Raw genomic sequence first — 14,781 nt, 5'->3', positions numbered from 1 at the left:
GCCTATCGGGCGAGCGGAGACCGGTATTGGACGCCCACGCCGCACCGCGCGAAAGTGGATGCAGAGGGACGAAATCCATTCTCCCCCTCGCCCATTCAAGGAGTGATCATGGCGAAGATCCTGTGTGTCCTGTACCCCGACCCGGTGACCGGCTACCCGCCCGAGTACGCCCGCGACTCCATCCCGCTGATCGAGGCCTACCCCGGCGGCCAGACGATCCCCTCCCCTGCGGACATCGACTTCACGCCCGGCGAGCTGCTCGGGTGTGTCTCCGGCGAGCTGGGCCTGCGGAAGTATCTGGAGGCCGCGGGGCACGAGCTGATCGTCACCTCCGAGAAGGACGGCGAGGAGTTCGAGCGGCACCTCGCCGAGGCGGAAGTGGTGATCTCCCAGCCGTTCTGGCCGGCGTACCTGTCCGCGGAGCGGATCGCCAAGGCGCCCAACCTCAAGCTGGCGCTCACCGCCGGGATCGGTTCGGACCACGTCGATCTGGACGCCGCGATCAAGGCGGGGATCACCGTCGCCGAGGTCACCTACAGCAACTCGATCAGCGTCGCCGAGCACGCGGTGATGCAGATCCTCACGCTGGTACGGAACTTCGTGCCGTCGTACAAGTGGGTCGTCGAGGGCGGCTGGAACATCGCCGACTGCGTGGAGCGCGCGTACGACCTCGAGGGCATGGACGTGGGCATCATCGCCGCGGGCCGCATCGGGCAGGCCGTGATGCGCCGCCTCGCCCCGTTCGGCGTGCGGCTGCACTACTTCGACACCCGTCGCCTGCCGCTGGAGCTCGAGCAGGAGCTGAACCTGACCTACCACGACTCGGTCGAGTCGCTCGTGCGGTCGGTGGACGTGGTGGACATCCACGCCCCGCTGCATCCGAAGACGTACCACATGTTCGACGCCGACCTGCTCGCGACGATGCGCCGCGGCAGCTACATCGTCAACACGGCGCGCGCCGAGATCGTGGTCCGCGACGACGTCGTCGCCGCGCTCGAGTCCGGCCGGCTCGCGGGCTACGCCGGCGACGTCTGGTTCCCGCAGCCGCCGGCCGTGGACCACCCGTGGCGCACCATGCCGCACCACGCGATGACCCCGCACGTCTCGGGCACCACGCTCTCGGCGCAGGCCCGCTACGCCGCAGGCACCCGCGAGATCCTCGAGGACTTCTTCGCGGGATCACCGATCCGCGACGAGTACCTCATCGTCGACGGCGGCGCGCTGGCCGGCGTGGGCGCGAGCTCGTACACCGCCGACGGTTCCGCCAGCCCGGGCGCGCAGGCCTGACCCGGTCCGCACGACGCGGCGCGGCGCTCAGCCGCGTCGCTCGGCGGGACTGCGCACGAGCAGTGCGACGGCCACGCCCACGACCACGCCGATCACCGTGTCGACGCCGCGGTAGAGCAGCATCCGCACGGGATCGGTCGGGGCGGCGAGCTCGGTCATCAGCATGATGAGCGGAGTGAAGAAGCCGATGGCGATGGCGTAGTGCCGCGCCATGTAGAGCTCCGTCGGGAACAGCAGCGCGATCGCCACGAGCGCGAGCGCGGTGGGTCCGGGGTCGAGCGCCAACAGCGCCGCGGCCACGGCCAGGCCGACGAACGTTCCGAGGGTGCGGTGCGTCGCCCGCGTGAGCACCAGGCCGGTCTCCGCATCGGAGGGCCGGCCCGCGTCGATCACGGCGAGGGGGACGGCGGCGGCCGCCATCGCCCAGTTCGCGTGGTCGAAGCCCAACAGCACGCCCGCACCGCCGGCGATCCCGACGGCGAGGGCGTACCGCAGCGCATGGATACCCACCCCCGGCGCGGGCCGGCGCACGACCATCGCGATGCCGTCCCACCAGGGGCGGCCGCGGAACGGGTCGGGCCGGCCGATCGTGCCGACCACGATGGCGAAGACCACGGTGGCCGCGCAGATCGCGAGCGCCTGCCCGGGCGCGGCGAGGCCGACGGGCAGCGTCGCGGTGGCACCCATCGCGAACAGGAAGAAGAACGGTCCGGCGGGCCGCAGCCGCACCGCATCGGACAGGACGGAGCAGACGGTGGCGAAGACGACGCCGACGGCGACCAGCACCCACGGCGGGGCGTGCTGATGCGCGAGCGTGATGCCGACGGCCTCGCCGGCGAGGAGCAGGCCACCGGCCTGAACCTGGTGCACGATCCGCGGCCGGCCGCTCTCGCCGCGGCCGTACATGCCGGCGAACGCGCCGAACTCCGCGTAGATCAGCAGCTCGGGCCGGCCCCACGCGATGAGCACCAGGCTGGGGACGAGGAGCGCCACCGCGACGCGGAGCGCGTGCCCACCGTCCCGCAGATCAGGGCGATAGCGCTCGGGGATCCGCGATCCCGCAGCACGCGCCACGCGGGGTTACGCGTAGGCGGCGAACACCATCGCGAGGATCGCGCACACCGCGGCACCGCTGACCGCGCCGGCGGCCAGGAGCGCGTTCATCGTGTAAGTGGCGTCCGAGGCGGGTCGCCGCGGAGCCGTGATCACGCACGCGGCGGCGACGCCCGCGAGTGCTGCCACCGCCAGTACCGCCACAATGATCCAGGTCATCTTCGTCTCCCTCCGGTCCCGTTCGCGCCGCCGCCGGCACCGGATCGGGCGGCGCGCGAGCGCACGGACCATCATCGCACGGGGGCCGTTGCGTGCCTGTCCGAGCACCGATCCCACTCGCCCGTCGCACCCTCCGTCGCTGGGCTAGGGTGACAATCGTGGTCCCGAATCAAGTTGTGATCTCGCCGTTGACCCCCGCCGCGATGTTCGTGGTGCTCACCCTCGAGGAGGGCGGTCAGTCCCGGGTCCACGACGCGCTGGACAACTTCTCGGGCCTGACCCGGTCCGTCGGATTCCGCTATCCGGACAAGTACCTCTCGCTGACCACCTCGTTCGGCTCCGACGCCTGGGACCGGCTCTTCTCCGGGCCGCGTCCGCGAGATCTGCATCCGTTCGTCCCGCTCGACGGTCCGCGGCACAGCGCACCGTCGACGCCGGGAGACGTGCTCCTGCACGTCAAGGCGAGCACCCTCGACATGTGCTTCGAGCTGACGTGGCGGATCCTCGATGCGCTCGGGGACGCGGTGACGGTGGTCGACGAGGTCCACGGCTTCCGCTTCTTCGACAACCGGGACCTCCTCGGATTCGTCGACGGCACCGAGAACCCCGACGGCCCGGCGGCCGTGTCGGCCACCGAGATCGGTGACGAGGACCCCGACTTCGCCGGCGGCAGTTACGTGCACGTGCAGAAGTACCTGCACGACATGGCGGCCTGGCGCGCGCTCTCGGTCGAGGAGCAGGAGCGCGTGATCGGGCGCACCAAGCTCGAGGACATCGAGATGGACGACGACGTCAAGCCCGCGGACTCGCACATCGCGCTCAACGTGATCGAGGACGAGAACGGCGAGCAGCTGCAGATCGTCCGGCAGAACATGCCCTTCGGCGAGCTCGGGAAGGGCGAGTTCGGCACGTACTTCATCGGCTACTCGCGCGATCCCGGCGTCACCGAACAGATGCTGCGCAACATGTTCCTCGGCGATCCGGAGGGCAACACCGACCGGATCCTCGATTTCTCCACCGCGCACACCGGCTGTCTGTTCTTCACCCCGTCGGGCGACTGGCTCGACGCGCCGCCCGATCTCCCCGCCGGCGACGCCCCGCCGACGGTGGAACCGACCGCAACGCCCACCCCCGCCGCCGACGGCTCGCTCGGCATCGGCGGCCTGAAGGAAGGTACGACATGAACAACCTGCACCGTCACCTCGCGCCCGTCACCCCCGAGGCGTGGGCCGAGATCGAGACCGAGGCCTCCCGCACCTTCAAGCGCAACATCGCCGGCCGCCGCGTCGTGGACGTGACCGGACCGGACGGACCCGAGGCCGCCGCCGTGGGCACCGGACGACTGCTCCCCGTCGACGGGCCCGCCGAGGGCGTGCAGGCGCAGCTGCGCGAGAGCCGCCCGCTGGTGCGCCTGCGGGTGCCGTTCACCGTCTCCCGCGAGGCCGTCGACTCGGTCGAACGCGGTGCGCAGGACGCGGACTGGGATCCGGTGAAGGCCGCGGCCAAGCAGCTCGCCTACGCCGAGGACCGCGCGGTCTTCGAGGGCTACGCCGCCGCGTCGATCGCCGGCCTGCGCGCGTCCTCGTCGAACAAGGCCATCGCGCTGCCGAGCGATCCGATCGACGTGCCCGACGCCGTCGCGAGCGCGCTCGAGGACCTGCGGCTCGCGGGCGTCGACGGGCCGTACTCGGTGCTGCTCTCCGCCGACGTCTACACCTCGATCAGCGAGACCACCGACCACGGCTACCCGATCCGCGAGCAGCTGCGGCGCCTGGTGGACGGCGAGATCATCTGGGCGCCCGCCATCGACGGCGGCTTCGTGCTCACCACCCGCGGCGGCGACTACGAGCTGCGGCTCGGTACCGACGTGGAGATCGGCTACCTCAGCCACGGCGCGACGACAGTGGAGCTCTACCTGCAGGAGACCTTCACCTTCCTGGCGTACACCGCGGAGGCGTCGGTGCCCTTGACCTCCTAGGGCCGACGGCCCGGGACCCCACCGAGAACCGGAGAAAGGCATCCCCATGAGTGAGCTCGACGGCGTCTTCGACGACATCTTCCAGCGATTCTTCGGCACCTCGGCGGGGAGGCCCGCGACGGCGCGGGTGGATCTCAACCGCCTCCTCAACGACCAGGCGAAAACGCTGCTGGCCGAGGCCCAGGTCGCCGCAGCCGACTGGGACAACCCTGAGATCACCCCGGAGCACCTGCTCTACGCGGCGGCGATGACCGAGCCCACGCGCGACGTGCTGGTGCGGCTCAAACTCGATCCGGACCGGGTCGCCGCGTCGATGAAGGCCGCCGCGCAGGCGAGCGCGAACCCCGACGCGGTCGACGGCGCACCGTCGCTGAGCCCCGCCTCGCGGCGCGCTCTGCGGGTGGCGCAGCAGCACGCCGCGCAGAACGGGCAGTCGTACGTGGGCCCGGAGCACATCCTCATCGGTATCGCCGACAACCCGGACACCGTGGCGGCGCAGGCACTCTCGGGCGGCGGGATGTCCGCCCCGTCCGCCGGCGGCAAGCAGGGCCGGACCCCGATGCCGGGCGCGACGGGGCAGGCCGCCCAGCAGGAGAGCACGACGCCGACGCTGGACGAGTACGGCCGCGACCTCACCGCGGAGGCCCGCGCCGGCAAGGTCGACCCGGTGGTCGGCCGCGCGGAGGAGATCGAGCAGACCATCGAGATCCTCTCCCGCCGCCGCAAGAACAATCCGGTGCTCATCGGCGATCCGGGCGTCGGCAAGACCGCCATCGTCGAGGGGCTCGCGCAGCGGATCGTCAACGACGACGTCCCGAAGACCCTGGCCGGCCGCCGCGTGATCGCGCTCGACGTGAGCGCGATGGTGGCGGGCAGCAAGTACCGCGGCGAGTTCGAGGAGCGCCTGACCAAGGTGCTCGACGAGGTGCGGGAGAACTCGGACGAGCTGGTCGTCTTCATCGACGAGCTGCACACCATCATCGGCGCCGGCGGCGGCGGTGAGGGCTCGATGGACGCAGGCAACATGCTCAAGCCCGCGCTGGCCCGCGGCGAGCTGCACGCGATCGGCGCCACCACCATCGACGAGTACCGCAAGTACATCGAGAAGGACGCGGCGCTCGAGCGCCGGTTCCAGCCCGTGCTCGTGAGCGAGCCGTCGGTGGAGGACACGATCGAGATCCTGCGCGGCCTCATCGACGTCTACGAGGAGCACCATCAGGTGCGCTACGACGACGATGCGCTCATCGCGGCGGCGGAGCTGTCCGATCGCTACATCACGGACCGCTTCATGCCGGACAAGGCGATCGACCTCGTCGACCAGGCCGGCGCGCGGGTCCGCCTGCGCACCAAGACCTCCGATCCGGACACCCGCTCGATCGAGGACGAGATCGCCGCGCTGCACCGGGAGAAGGACAGCGCCGTCGAGCGCGAGAACTACGAGGCCGCCACCGAGCTCAAGGCGAAGATCGCCGAGGCCGAGGACCGCCTTGCGGACGCCGGCGGCGGCGACGGCGAGCCCGAGGTCACCGTCACCGACATCGCGGAGGTCGTCTCGCGGCGCACCGGCATCCCCGTGGCGGACCTGACGTCCGAGGAGCGGGAGAAGCTGCTGCACCTCGAGGACGACCTGCACGCCCGCGTCGTCGGCCAGGACGAGGCCGTGCTCGCCGTGGCCGAGGCCGTGCGCCGCGCACGGGCCGGGCTCAAGGATCCGAGCCGCCCCATCGGCTCGTTCCTGTTCCTCGGCCCGACCGGCGTCGGCAAGACGGAACTGGCGAAGGCGCTGGCCGCCACCGTCTTCGGTGACGAGGACCGCCTGATCCGCTTCGACATGAGTGAGTTCCAGGAGAAGCACACCGTCTCGCGGCTCGTGGGCGCTCCTCCCGGCTACGTCGGCTACGAGGAGGCGGGTCAGCTCACGGACAAGGTGCGCCGGCAGCCGTACTCGGTGATCCTGTTCGACGAGGTGGAGAAGGCCCACCCGGACGTCTTCAACGTGCTGCTGCAGCTGCTCGACGACGGGCGCGTGACCGACGCGCAGGGGCGCACCGTCGACTTCAAGAACACGATCGTGATCCTCACCAGCAACATCGGTGCCGACCTGATCCTCGACGCGCCGGCGGACGATTGGGAATCGGTGATCCCGCAGGTCAAGGACCTGCTGCGGGCGCACTTCCGGCCGGAGTTCCTCAACCGCATCGACGACACGGTGATCTTCCACCGGCTGGACAAGGCGCAGCTGCGCACCATCGTCGAGCTGATCCTGGACGGCACCCGGCGGTTGCTGCGCGCCCAGGACGTGGAGCTGGACGTGACGACGAAGGCCGAGGACTGGCTGGCCGACGAGGGCTTCCAGCCGCAGTTCGGTGCCCGCCCGCTGCGTCGCACGGTGCAGAAGGAGCTCGACAACCAGCTGTCGATGATGCTGCTGCGCGGCGACGTCCGGGAGGGCGACACGGTCCGCGTGGACGCCGGCGACGACGGGCTGGTGCTCTCGGTCGTCGAGCGGCACGCCGACGGTTCGGTCTCCGAGGGCTCGTTGCCCACGATCGACACCCAGCACGCGACGGAGGAGAAGTGATGAGCGAGAAGGACGAGACGGACCTCTCGGGCCTGGCCGAGACGCCCGCGGAGGCCGCCGCCGAAGCGCGGCAGGCGCAGCTCGACGCGCGCGAGGCCGTCGGCGCGGACTTCGACGACGACGGCGATGACGAGATCGCCGAGGAGGAGGGCATCTCCTAGGCCCCGACGCCGATGCGCCCACGCCGGGGTGCCCGGCCCCGGGGTAGGCCGGCGCCGGCGCCCCGGCGACGGGTGCTCGTTACGCCGGCAGAGTGTCGCGGAAGAGCTGCAGGACGTCGTCGAGCGCCTTGCGGGTGGGCTGGCCGGGCTCGTCGATGAGGTGCTCGGTGAGCACGGAGTGCGGCGGGGTCAGCGCGTCCGGGTTGGCGTCGGCGTCGTCGAGCTCGACGGCGATGAAGCCGTCGCCGAGCTGCTCGCGGAGGAAGTCGAAGCGCTCGCCGGGCACCATGCGGTCGCCCGTGAACCGCAGGCCCATCACCTTGAGGCCCTGCTTCGCGCAGCGCACCTTCACGGTGTCCAGGTCCTGCGGGGAGATGTCGATGGTGCGGCCGGTGCCCGGGATGGGGCGGAAGGGCAACGACGGCTGGCTGAGCACCGGCGCGAGCATCACGTCGTCGACGGCCATGCCGAGCGCGAAGCCGCCCGTGAAGCACATGCCCACCGCGCCGACGCCCTTGCCGCCGCAGCGCTCGTGCTCCTGCCGCGCGAGGGCGCGCAGCCAGGTGACCACCGGGGAGGACTTGCCCGTGGCGAGGATGGTGAACTCGCGGCTCACGCAGAGCGTGGCGGCGAGCTTGGCCATCGCCTTCGCGGACTCGGCGACCCCGATCGCCTTGGGGTTGCCTGCGTCGAGGCCGGGCGTGCCGAACAGGTGCGGCAGGACCGCGGTGAAGCCCGCGTCGACCACCTTGCGGGCGAAGTCCAGCACCTTCGGGGTGATGCCGGGGATCTCGGCGATCACGATCACTGCGGGACCGGAGCCCTTGCGGTAGACGTCGTGCGTCACCCCGTCCGCGGCGAAGGACTCCTTGGTGAAGTCGGCGAGGTTGGCTGCTGCATCGGCTGTGGCGTTCACGGCACCCATCGTGCCCGACGGTCAGCGCAACCGCTGCGCGATCGCCTCCAGCGCCGGCCACGGGTCGTCCCCGAGCGCCTGGACCGCCACGTGATCGGCGCCGGCGTCGAGGTGGGCGCGCACGCCGGCCGTGATCGCGTCGCCGTCGCCGTGCACCGCGAGCACGTCGATGAGACGGTCGCTGCCGGGCCGCTCGAGGTCTGCGTCGTCGAAGCCGAGGCGCCGCAGGTTCGCGACGTAATTGCGGAGCCGCAGGTAGAAGTCGACGGTCCTGCGCCCGACCTCGCGGCCGCGGGCCTCGTCCTCGTCCAGCACCACCTTCTGCTCGGGCGCGAGGAGCACCCCGTCGCCGAGGATCTCGCGTGCCCTGCGCGTGTGCTCGGGCGAGGTCAGGTACGGGTGCGCACCGGCGGTGCGGTCGGCGGCCAGGCGCAACACCTTGGGACCGAGGGCCGCGAGCACGGTCTGCTCCTTCGGCACGCCCTCGGCGGCGAGCACGTCGAGGTAGTCGACGAGTGCCTGGTACGGCGTGCGGTAGTCGGCCGTGGCCTCGCGGTGCCCGGCGCCGATGCCGAGCACGAACCGGCCCGGGAACAGCTTCTCGATGCGGTGGAAGGCGGCGGCCGCGGAGCGGGCGTCGTCCTGCCAGATGTTGAGGATGCCCGTCGCCACGACGAGGTTCTCCGTCGCCGCCAGCAGCGGGTCGACCACCGCGAGATCACCGCCCGGCGAGCCGCCGAGCCACAGCGTGCCGTAGCCCTGTTCCTCGGCCCGTGCCGCGAAGGCACCGTCGACCTGCGTGGCGCCGCGCCAGATCCCCAACCTGCCCAGAGTCGTCATGTCCGGTGCAACACGGGCCGCCGCGCGATGCTTCCCTTCAGATCACCGCGCGCGGAAGGGTGGGCCGCGCGGGGGCGTAGAAGACCCCGGCCAGCGCGCGGGCGCCGGCGCGGGCGACCGCGCGCACGTCGGCATCGTCGCGCCAGGCGACGATGCGGCCACCGTCGACCTCGAACCTGCCGCGGACCTGGAACTGGATCCGCAGCGGCCCGTAGACCAGCGCGGTCACGCGCTCGGTGAGGGCGGCGTCGCAGCTGCACTGCTCCGACGAGATCAGGACCGCCTGCATCGCCACGCGGGTGCGCGCGTGCCAGCGGAAGTGGCGCGCGATCGCCGCGCGACCACGCAGCGGGCGGCCGCCGGTGCGCCGGTAGACCACGTCCTTCGCCAGCAGTTGCTCGGCGATCTCGTAGTCACCGCTGCCCACGGCGTCGACGAAGCGCTCCGCGACGTCCTGCGGCGACCACAACGGGGCGTTGTTCACGTGATCGATGGTGCCCATGTGGCGTGGCCGCCGCGCGAACTGGACATGACGCGTGGGCGAAGCTTCGATTTCACGGTTGAGCGGGCGATTCGGTAGACTCACCGGCGACCTTCTCGGCGAGGGCGGCCGTCCGGCCGCCGTGATCGACGCGAACGGCACTTCCTCCCGCGGGTTCCGCGTGGCGCAGTGCGGACCGCCTCGGCAACGCCGGGGCCGCTACACCGCACCTGAAGGAGTCTCATGTCCGAGACCAACAAGCTCGTCGCCACCGTCCGCACCGAGTTCGGCAAGGGCGCCGCGCGCCGCGCCCGCCGCGACGGCCTCGTGCCCGTCGTCCTCTACGGCCACGGCACCGAGCCGCAGCACTTCACCGTCGTCGCCCGCGACTTCGCCGCCATCCTGCGTAAGGACGGCACCAACGCCGTGCTGAACCTCGAGGTCGACGGCAAGCAGCAGCTCGCGCTGACCAAGCAGGTCGTCGTGCACCCGCTGCGCAACTACATCGAGCACACCGACCTCCTCGTCATCAAGAAGGGCGAGAAGGTCGTCGTGTCCGTGCCCGTCGTGATCGAGGGCGAGCCCGCCGGCGGCACCCAGGTCGCGCAGGACCTCAACGAGGTCGAGGTCGAGGCCGACGCGCTGAACATCCCCGAGAACATCGTCTTCAACGTGCACAACCTCGAGGCCGGCACCCAGATCACCGCGGGTCAGCTCGAGGTGCCCGCGGGCGCCACCGTGATCACCGACGCCGAGGCGCTGGTCATCAACATCACCGAGATCGCCGCCGCCGACACCCCGTCCGAGGACGAGGACGAGGCCGCCGCCGAGGCTGCCGAGTAACGAGATGACCGACCGGCCACTCATCGTCGTGGGGCTGGGCAACCCCGGCGAGAAGTACGCCGGAACCCGGCACAACATCGGCTTCGACGTGGTCGACGAGCTCGCATCGCGCGCCCGCACCTCCTTCTCCCGGCACAAGAAGTCGGGGGCGGAGGTCGCGGGCGCGCGGCTCGTCGGCCACCAGGTGTACCTGGCGAAGCCGCAGTCCTTCATGAACCTGTCCGGGCAGCCCGTCGCGGCGCTCGCCCGGTTCTACTCGGTGGAACCCACCGACGTGATCGCCGTGCACGACGAGCTGGACATCGACTTCGGTCTGGTCCGGCTCAAGCGCGGCGGCGGCGAGGGCGGGCACAACGGCCTGCGCTCGCTCACCCAGCACCTCGGCACCAAGGACTACCTGCGCGTGCGCGCCGGGATCGGCCGGCCCCCGGGCCGGCAGGATCCCGCGGACTACGTGCTCAAGTCCTTCGCCAAGGCGGAGAAGCCCGAGGTTCCGCTGTTGGTCGCCAACGCCGCGGACGCCGTCGAGCTGCTGATCCGCGACGGGCTCGAGCCCGCGCAGAACACCGTGCACGCCTGGTGATCGGCTTCCGGCGGGTCGCGCGCGAGGACTCGTTCCTCTTCGCGTGCCCCGCCGAGCCGGTACCTGCACGGGACGGACGACCGGCCGAACACCCCCGTCGCCCCGCCGGGACACCTGGTTCCCGCGCTTTCGCGCCCCACCCGACCGCGACGTGATCTACCTGCACGGACGGGTAGACTGACTCCTCGTGAGTTCCATTGCCGACGAGGTCTCCCGCCGCCGCACCTTCGCCATCATCAGCCACCCCGATGCGGGTAAATCGACGATGACGGAGGCGTTGGCTCTGCACGCCCGGGTGATCAACGAGGCCGGCGCGATCCACGGCAAGGCCGGCCGCAAGTCGACGGTCTCCGACTGGATGGAGATGGAGAAGGCGCGCGGCATCTCGGTCAGCTCCACCGCTCTGCAGTTCAACTACACGCCGTCCGACGCTTCTCCGGATGAGGAACCGGCGGTGATCAACCTGGTCGACACCCCCGGCCACGCCGACTTCTCCGAGGACACCTACCGCGTGCTGACGGCCGTCGACGCGGCGGTCATGCTCATCGACGCGGCGAAGGGCCTGGAGCCGCAGACGCTCAAGCTCTTCCAGGTGTGCCGCCACCGCGGGATCCCGGTGATCACCGTGATCAACAAGTGGGACCGTCCGGGCCGCACCCCGCTCGAGCTGCTCGACGAGATCTCCGAGCGCATCGGCCTGGTCCCCACACCGCTGTTCTGGCCGGTCGGCATCGCGGGCGACTTCCGCGGCCTGCGCGACGTGCGTCGCGACGAGTACGTGCATTTCACCCGCACGGCCGGCGGCGCGAAGATCGCTCCGGAGGAACACCTTTCGACCGATGTGGCACTCGAGCGCGAAGGCGACGTGTGGGCCGAAGCGGTCGAGGAGACCGAACTGATGACCGAGATGGGGCAGCAGCACGACCAGGAGCTGTTCCTGGACGGCCAGACCTCGCCGGTGATCTTCACCTCGGCGATCCTGAATTTCGGTGTGCGGCAACTGCTGGAGGCCCTGGTCGAGCTGGCGCCCGCACCGCACGCGCGGGAGAGCACCGAGGGCGTCGAGCGCGAGGTCACCGACCCGTTCAGCGCCGTGGTCTTCAAGGTGCAGGCCGGCATGGACGCCGCGCACCGGGATCGCCTGGCGTTCATGCGGATCGTCTCGGGCGAGTTCGAGCGCGGCATGGTCGTGCAGCACGCGCAGACCGGCAAGCCCTTCGCCACGAAGTACGCGATGACCGTCGTCGGCCGCGATCGCGAGACCGTCGAGACCGCCTACCCCGGCGACGTGGTGGGCCTGGTCAACGCCAACGCCCTCGCCCCCGGCGACACCCTCTACGACGGCGCGAAGGTGCAGTTCCCGCCGATCCCCTCGTTCGCACCGGAGCACTTCGCGGTGGTGCGCGCCGATTCGGCGGGCAAGTACAAGCAGTTCCGCAAGGGCATCGAACAGCTGGGCACCGAGGGCGTGGTGCAGTTGTTGCGCAACGACGTCCGCGGCGACGCCTCCCCCGTCATGGCCGCCGTCGGCCCGATGCAGTTCGAGGTCGTGGTGGCCCGGATGAAGACGGAGTTCAACGTCGACGTGCAGGTCGAGCACCTGGGCTACTCCGTGGCCCGCCGCACCGATTCCGCGAGTGCGGACGAGCTGAACCGGCAGCGCGGCGTCGAGGTCTTCGAGCGCAACGACGGTGCGCTGCTGGCCCTGTTCTCGGACAAGTGGCGGCTGCAGTACATCGAGAAGGAGCACCCGTCGCTCACCCTCGAGCCGCTCGTCGCCGCCGCGGATTGATCCCTTCTGAGTTGTGTTCTACAACTCAGTGCGGGGCGCCCCGGACGGGACGAGGATGGATCACATCGCACCTTCGAGAGTGAGGATCCATTCATGACCGACATCCGCAGGGTCACCGTGCTGGGCACCGGCGTGCTGGGCGCGCAGATCGCCTTCCAGAGCGCCTACAGCGGCTTCGAGGTGACCGCCTACGACATCGACGACGCCGCCCTCGAGCGCGCCCGCGCCACCTTCGACTCCCTCGTCGAGACGTACGTCGCCGAGGTCGACGGGGCGGCGGACGGCGCGGCGGAGGCCGCGCGCGACCGTCTCACCCTGACCTCCGACCTCGCCGTCGCGGCACAGGAGGCGGACCTGATCATCGAGGCCGTCCCCGAGGTCCTGGAGCTCAAGCGCGAGACCTTCGCACGCCTGAACTCCCTGGCGCCGGAAACGACGATCTTCGCGACCAACTCGTCGTCGCTGCTGCCGAGCGCGATCGCGGACGCGACCGGGCGCCCGGACCGCTTCCTGGCCCTGCACTTCGCGAACCGGATCTGGTCCTCGAACACCGCCGAGGTGATGGGAACACCCGCCACGGCGCAGGCGGTCTTCGACACCGTCGTCGAGTTCGCGGGCGAGATCGGCATGGTCGCGATCCCGATCCACAAGGAGAAGGCGGGGTACGTCCTGAACTCCCTGCTGATCCCGTTCCTCAACGCCGGCGTCGAACTGGCGGCCGACGGTTACGCCTCGCCGCAGGACGTCGACAAGGTGTGGCGGATCGGTACCGGTTCCGCGATGGGGCCGTTCCAGATCCTCGACATCGTCGGCCTGAACACGCCGTACAACATCATGTCGGCCGGCGACGAGCGCGACCGCGACTTCGCCGCCTGGATCAAGGAGAACTACCTCGACCAGGGCCGTACCGGGATCGCCGCCGGCAAGGGCTTCTACGACTACGACTGACCGGCGACGCGGTCAGAACCGGGGGCTGTCGACGCCCGGCGCCTCACGCGGGTGATCCGCCGGGTCGGACGGCGCCGCGGACGCCGGGCCGGTGTCACTACTGGTGCGCGCATCGGGGTTCATGTTGCCCGGCCACAGCCCGGCGGCGGGCGGCACGTTCCCGTGGTTACCGCCCGCGGCCCCGCCGGGCTGCACCACGGCGGGTCGCACGACGTGGTCGCTGGGCTGCGCGGAGGCGGGTCCCGCCGCGAACACCGCCGCGCCGGTTCCGGTGAGCAGCAGCGTGACGGCGAATCGGCGTGCGAGAGTGGCGATGATCGGATTTCGCTTCAGTTCCATACCTCGACGGTACCGACGAGATACCCGAAACCAACTGGCCGCAAGGCTCTTTCATGAACACGACACACTCGGGTGAAGTTCACGGAACCGGTGGCGATCCTTCGCGGACTCTTCACACGGCCGTGCTCCGCGCGCGGAACTCACCTCGAGGCTGAGAGATTCGTCGCACAGCGGGCCCTCATCTCGTCGATCAGGCGGTCCGCCTCGGCGGCATCGATGAGACCGCGCGCGGCGAGCGCGAGCAGACCGTTGATACCCGCCCAGCACTGGATCACCTCGCTCCGCGCGACCGCGACCGGCTCGCCCACCGCCGCGATCACCGCGTCCAGCGCCTGCGCGAGATAGCCGCGCACCTCCGCACGGGCGTCGCGCACCGTCGCGGACTCCTCGCCGTACACATCCGTCAGGCCGAGCAGCCGGAACGCCAGAGGCTCGCGGCGATGGAAGTCGAGGTACTCGTCGAACGCGCGACGTGCGGCCTCCTCCCCCTCGGCCCCCTCGACCGCGGCGATCATCGCGGCGACGTGCTCACTGCCGATCCGACAGGCCAGCACCGCGTAGAGATCCGCCTTCCCGCCGGGGAAGTTGGAGTAGATGCTGGTCAGGGCGATACCGGCGCGCTCGGCCAGCTCGTCGACCGAGGTACCGCGATAGCCCTGCGGGCGGGCGTACAACTCTCGCGCGGCATCCAGCAGAGCGGCACGCGTGCGGCGCCGGCGCTTGTCGGAGGGTTCCGTCAGGAGCGATTCCATGGCACTAT

16 protein-coding genes are annotated in these 14,781 nt (G+C 70.8%); 9 read left to right on the top strand and 7 right to left on the bottom strand.

What is annotated here, in order from left to right:
* Window positions 1-108: 108 nt before the first annotated feature.
* Window positions 109-1,287 (top strand): NAD-dependent formate dehydrogenase, encoded by a 1,179-nt coding sequence (locus BLQ62_RS06205; RefSeq protein WP_068567363.1) that lies wholly within the window; start codon window positions 109-111, stop codon window positions 1,285-1,287.
* A gap of 27 nt (window positions 1,288-1,314) precedes the next feature.
* Here BLQ62_RS06205 and BLQ62_RS06200 read toward each other — a convergent pair whose 3' ends face one another.
* Both BLQ62_RS06200 and BLQ62_RS06195 read right to left on the bottom strand, forming a co-directional pair.
* Window positions 1,315-2,361 (bottom strand): FUSC family protein, encoded by a 1,047-nt coding sequence (locus BLQ62_RS06200; protein ID WP_231857646.1) that lies wholly within the window; start codon window positions 2,359-2,361, stop codon window positions 1,315-1,317.
* Window positions 2,362-2,367: 6 nt separating this feature from the next.
* Window positions 2,368-2,559, bottom strand: a complete 192-nt coding sequence (locus BLQ62_RS06195) for a hypothetical protein (RefSeq protein ID WP_133298783.1) — start codon at window positions 2,557-2,559, stop codon at window positions 2,368-2,370.
* A 155-nt stretch (window positions 2,560-2,714) separates the two neighbouring features.
* Here BLQ62_RS06195 and BLQ62_RS06190 point away from each other — a divergent pair, with 155 nt between their 5' ends.
* The 4 genes from BLQ62_RS06190 to BLQ62_RS23750 are packed head-to-tail and all read left to right on the top strand — an operon-like array spanning window position 2,715 to window position 7,279.
* On the top strand, window positions 2,715-3,743 hold the full coding sequence (locus BLQ62_RS06190; protein WP_414929920.1) for a Dyp-type peroxidase: 1,029 nt from the start codon (window positions 2,715-2,717) through the stop codon (window positions 3,741-3,743).
* Window positions 3,740-4,537 (top strand): family 1 encapsulin nanocompartment shell protein, encoded by a 798-nt coding sequence (locus BLQ62_RS06185; protein WP_068566687.1) that lies wholly within the window; start codon window positions 3,740-3,742, stop codon window positions 4,535-4,537. The genes BLQ62_RS06190 and BLQ62_RS06185 overlap by 4 nt, the downstream gene beginning before the upstream one ends.
* Window positions 4,538-4,583: 46 nt before the next feature.
* Window positions 4,584-7,118 carry an ATP-dependent Clp protease ATP-binding subunit gene (locus BLQ62_RS06180; protein ID WP_068566689.1) on the top strand — a complete coding sequence of 845 codons (2,535 nt, stop codon included), beginning with the start codon at window positions 4,584-4,586 and terminating at the stop codon, window positions 7,116-7,118.
* Window positions 7,118-7,279 (top strand): hypothetical protein, encoded by a 162-nt coding sequence (locus BLQ62_RS23750; protein ID WP_156483194.1) that lies wholly within the window; start codon window positions 7,118-7,120, stop codon window positions 7,277-7,279. The genes BLQ62_RS06180 and BLQ62_RS23750 overlap by 1 nt, the downstream gene beginning before the upstream one ends.
* 79 nt (window positions 7,280-7,358) lie before the next feature.
* Here BLQ62_RS23750 and BLQ62_RS06175 read toward each other — a convergent pair whose 3' ends face one another.
* Genes BLQ62_RS06175 through BLQ62_RS06165 form a run of 3 tightly spaced genes read right to left on the bottom strand, consistent with a single transcriptional unit; the run spans window position 7,359 to window position 9,519 of the window.
* Window positions 7,359-8,204, bottom strand: coding sequence for a dienelactone hydrolase family protein (locus BLQ62_RS06175; RefSeq protein WP_068532907.1), 846 nt, complete (start codon window positions 8,202-8,204; stop codon window positions 7,359-7,361).
* Between the two features lie 12 nt (window positions 8,205-8,216).
* Window positions 8,217-9,035, bottom strand: coding sequence for an LLM class F420-dependent oxidoreductase (locus tag BLQ62_RS06170; RefSeq protein WP_068566691.1), 819 nt, complete (start codon window positions 9,033-9,035; stop codon window positions 8,217-8,219).
* Between the two features lie 37 nt (window positions 9,036-9,072).
* Window positions 9,073-9,519 carry a limonene-1,2-epoxide hydrolase family protein gene (locus BLQ62_RS06165; RefSeq protein WP_160126330.1) on the bottom strand — a complete coding sequence of 149 codons (447 nt, stop codon included), beginning with the start codon at window positions 9,517-9,519 and terminating at the stop codon, window positions 9,073-9,075.
* 240 nt (window positions 9,520-9,759) lie between these two features.
* Here BLQ62_RS06165 and BLQ62_RS06160 point away from each other — a divergent pair, with 240 nt between their 5' ends.
* From BLQ62_RS06160 to BLQ62_RS06145, 4 genes are all read left to right on the top strand, one after another.
* Window positions 9,760-10,359: a 50S ribosomal protein L25/general stress protein Ctc gene (locus BLQ62_RS06160; RefSeq protein ID WP_068532917.1), complete on the top strand. Its 600-nt coding sequence runs from the start codon at window positions 9,760-9,762 to the stop codon at window positions 10,357-10,359.
* A 4-nt stretch (window positions 10,360-10,363) separates the two neighbouring features.
* Entirely contained in the window at window positions 10,364-10,942 is a 579-nt protein-coding gene (gene pth, locus BLQ62_RS06155; RefSeq protein ID WP_068532920.1) for an aminoacyl-tRNA hydrolase, read from the top strand.
* Between the two features lie 187 nt (window positions 10,943-11,129).
* The gene (locus BLQ62_RS06150; RefSeq protein WP_068532923.1) at window positions 11,130-12,734 is read left to right on the top strand and encodes a peptide chain release factor 3; all 1,605 of its coding nucleotides are present in this window, start codon (window positions 11,130-11,132) and stop codon (window positions 12,732-12,734) included.
* A 93-nt stretch (window positions 12,735-12,827) separates the two neighbouring features.
* Entirely contained in the window at window positions 12,828-13,682 is an 855-nt protein-coding gene (locus BLQ62_RS06145) for a 3-hydroxyacyl-CoA dehydrogenase (protein ID WP_068532925.1), read from the top strand.
* Window positions 13,683-13,694: 12 nt separating this feature from the next.
* On the opposite strand, the gene BLQ62_RS06140 is transcribed toward BLQ62_RS06145, so the two are convergent.
* On the bottom strand, window positions 13,695-14,021 hold the full coding sequence (locus tag BLQ62_RS06140) for a hypothetical protein (RefSeq protein ID WP_068566693.1): 327 nt from the start codon (window positions 14,019-14,021) through the stop codon (window positions 13,695-13,697).
* A gap of 140 nt (window positions 14,022-14,161) precedes the next feature.
* Window positions 14,162-14,773, bottom strand: a complete 612-nt coding sequence (locus tag BLQ62_RS06135; RefSeq protein ID WP_068566694.1) for a TetR/AcrR family transcriptional regulator — start codon at window positions 14,771-14,773, stop codon at window positions 14,162-14,164.
* Window positions 14,774-14,781: the final 8 nt, after the last annotated feature.

It is taken from the genome of Tsukamurella pulmonis (assembly GCF_900103175.1).
GTDB lineage: Bacteria > Actinomycetota > Actinomycetes > Mycobacteriales > Mycobacteriaceae > Tsukamurella > Tsukamurella pulmonis.
This window is presented reverse-complemented; position numbering and strand designations above follow the sequence as displayed.

Excerpts from the sequence above, each read along its gene's own strand:
- BLQ62_RS06170 (WP_068566691.1), bottom strand. The coding sequence starts at position 9,035 with ATGACGACTCTGGGCAGGTTGGGGATCTGGCGCGGCGCCACGCAGGTC.
- BLQ62_RS06135 (WP_068566694.1), bottom strand. The coding sequence starts at position 14,773 with ATGGAATCGCTCCTGACGGAACCCTCCGACAAGCGCCGGCGCCGCACG.
- BLQ62_RS06160 (WP_068532917.1), top strand. The coding sequence starts at position 9,760 with ATGTCCGAGACCAACAAGCTCGTCGCCACCGTCCGCACCGAGTTCGGC.
- BLQ62_RS06145 (WP_068532925.1), top strand. The coding sequence starts at position 12,828 with ATGACCGACATCCGCAGGGTCACCGTGCTGGGCACCGGCGTGCTGGGC.
- BLQ62_RS06175 (WP_068532907.1), bottom strand. The coding sequence starts at position 8,204 with ATGGGTGCCGTGAACGCCACAGCCGATGCAGCAGCCAACCTCGCCGAC.
- BLQ62_RS06185 (WP_068566687.1), top strand. The coding sequence starts at position 3,740 with ATGAACAACCTGCACCGTCACCTCGCGCCCGTCACCCCCGAGGCGTGG.
- BLQ62_RS06195 (WP_133298783.1), bottom strand. The coding sequence starts at position 2,559 with ATGACCTGGATCATTGTGGCGGTACTGGCGGTGGCAGCACTCGCGGGC.
- BLQ62_RS06180 (WP_068566689.1), top strand. The coding sequence starts at position 4,584 with ATGAGTGAGCTCGACGGCGTCTTCGACGACATCTTCCAGCGATTCTTC.
- pth (WP_068532920.1), top strand. The coding sequence starts at position 10,364 with ATGACCGACCGGCCACTCATCGTCGTGGGGCTGGGCAACCCCGGCGAG.
- BLQ62_RS06205 (WP_068567363.1), top strand. The coding sequence starts at position 109 with ATGGCGAAGATCCTGTGTGTCCTGTACCCCGACCCGGTGACCGGCTAC.
- BLQ62_RS23750 (WP_156483194.1), top strand. The coding sequence starts at position 7,118 with ATGAGCGAGAAGGACGAGACGGACCTCTCGGGCCTGGCCGAGACGCCC.
- BLQ62_RS06140 (WP_068566693.1), bottom strand. The coding sequence starts at position 14,021 with ATGGAACTGAAGCGAAATCCGATCATCGCCACTCTCGCACGCCGATTC.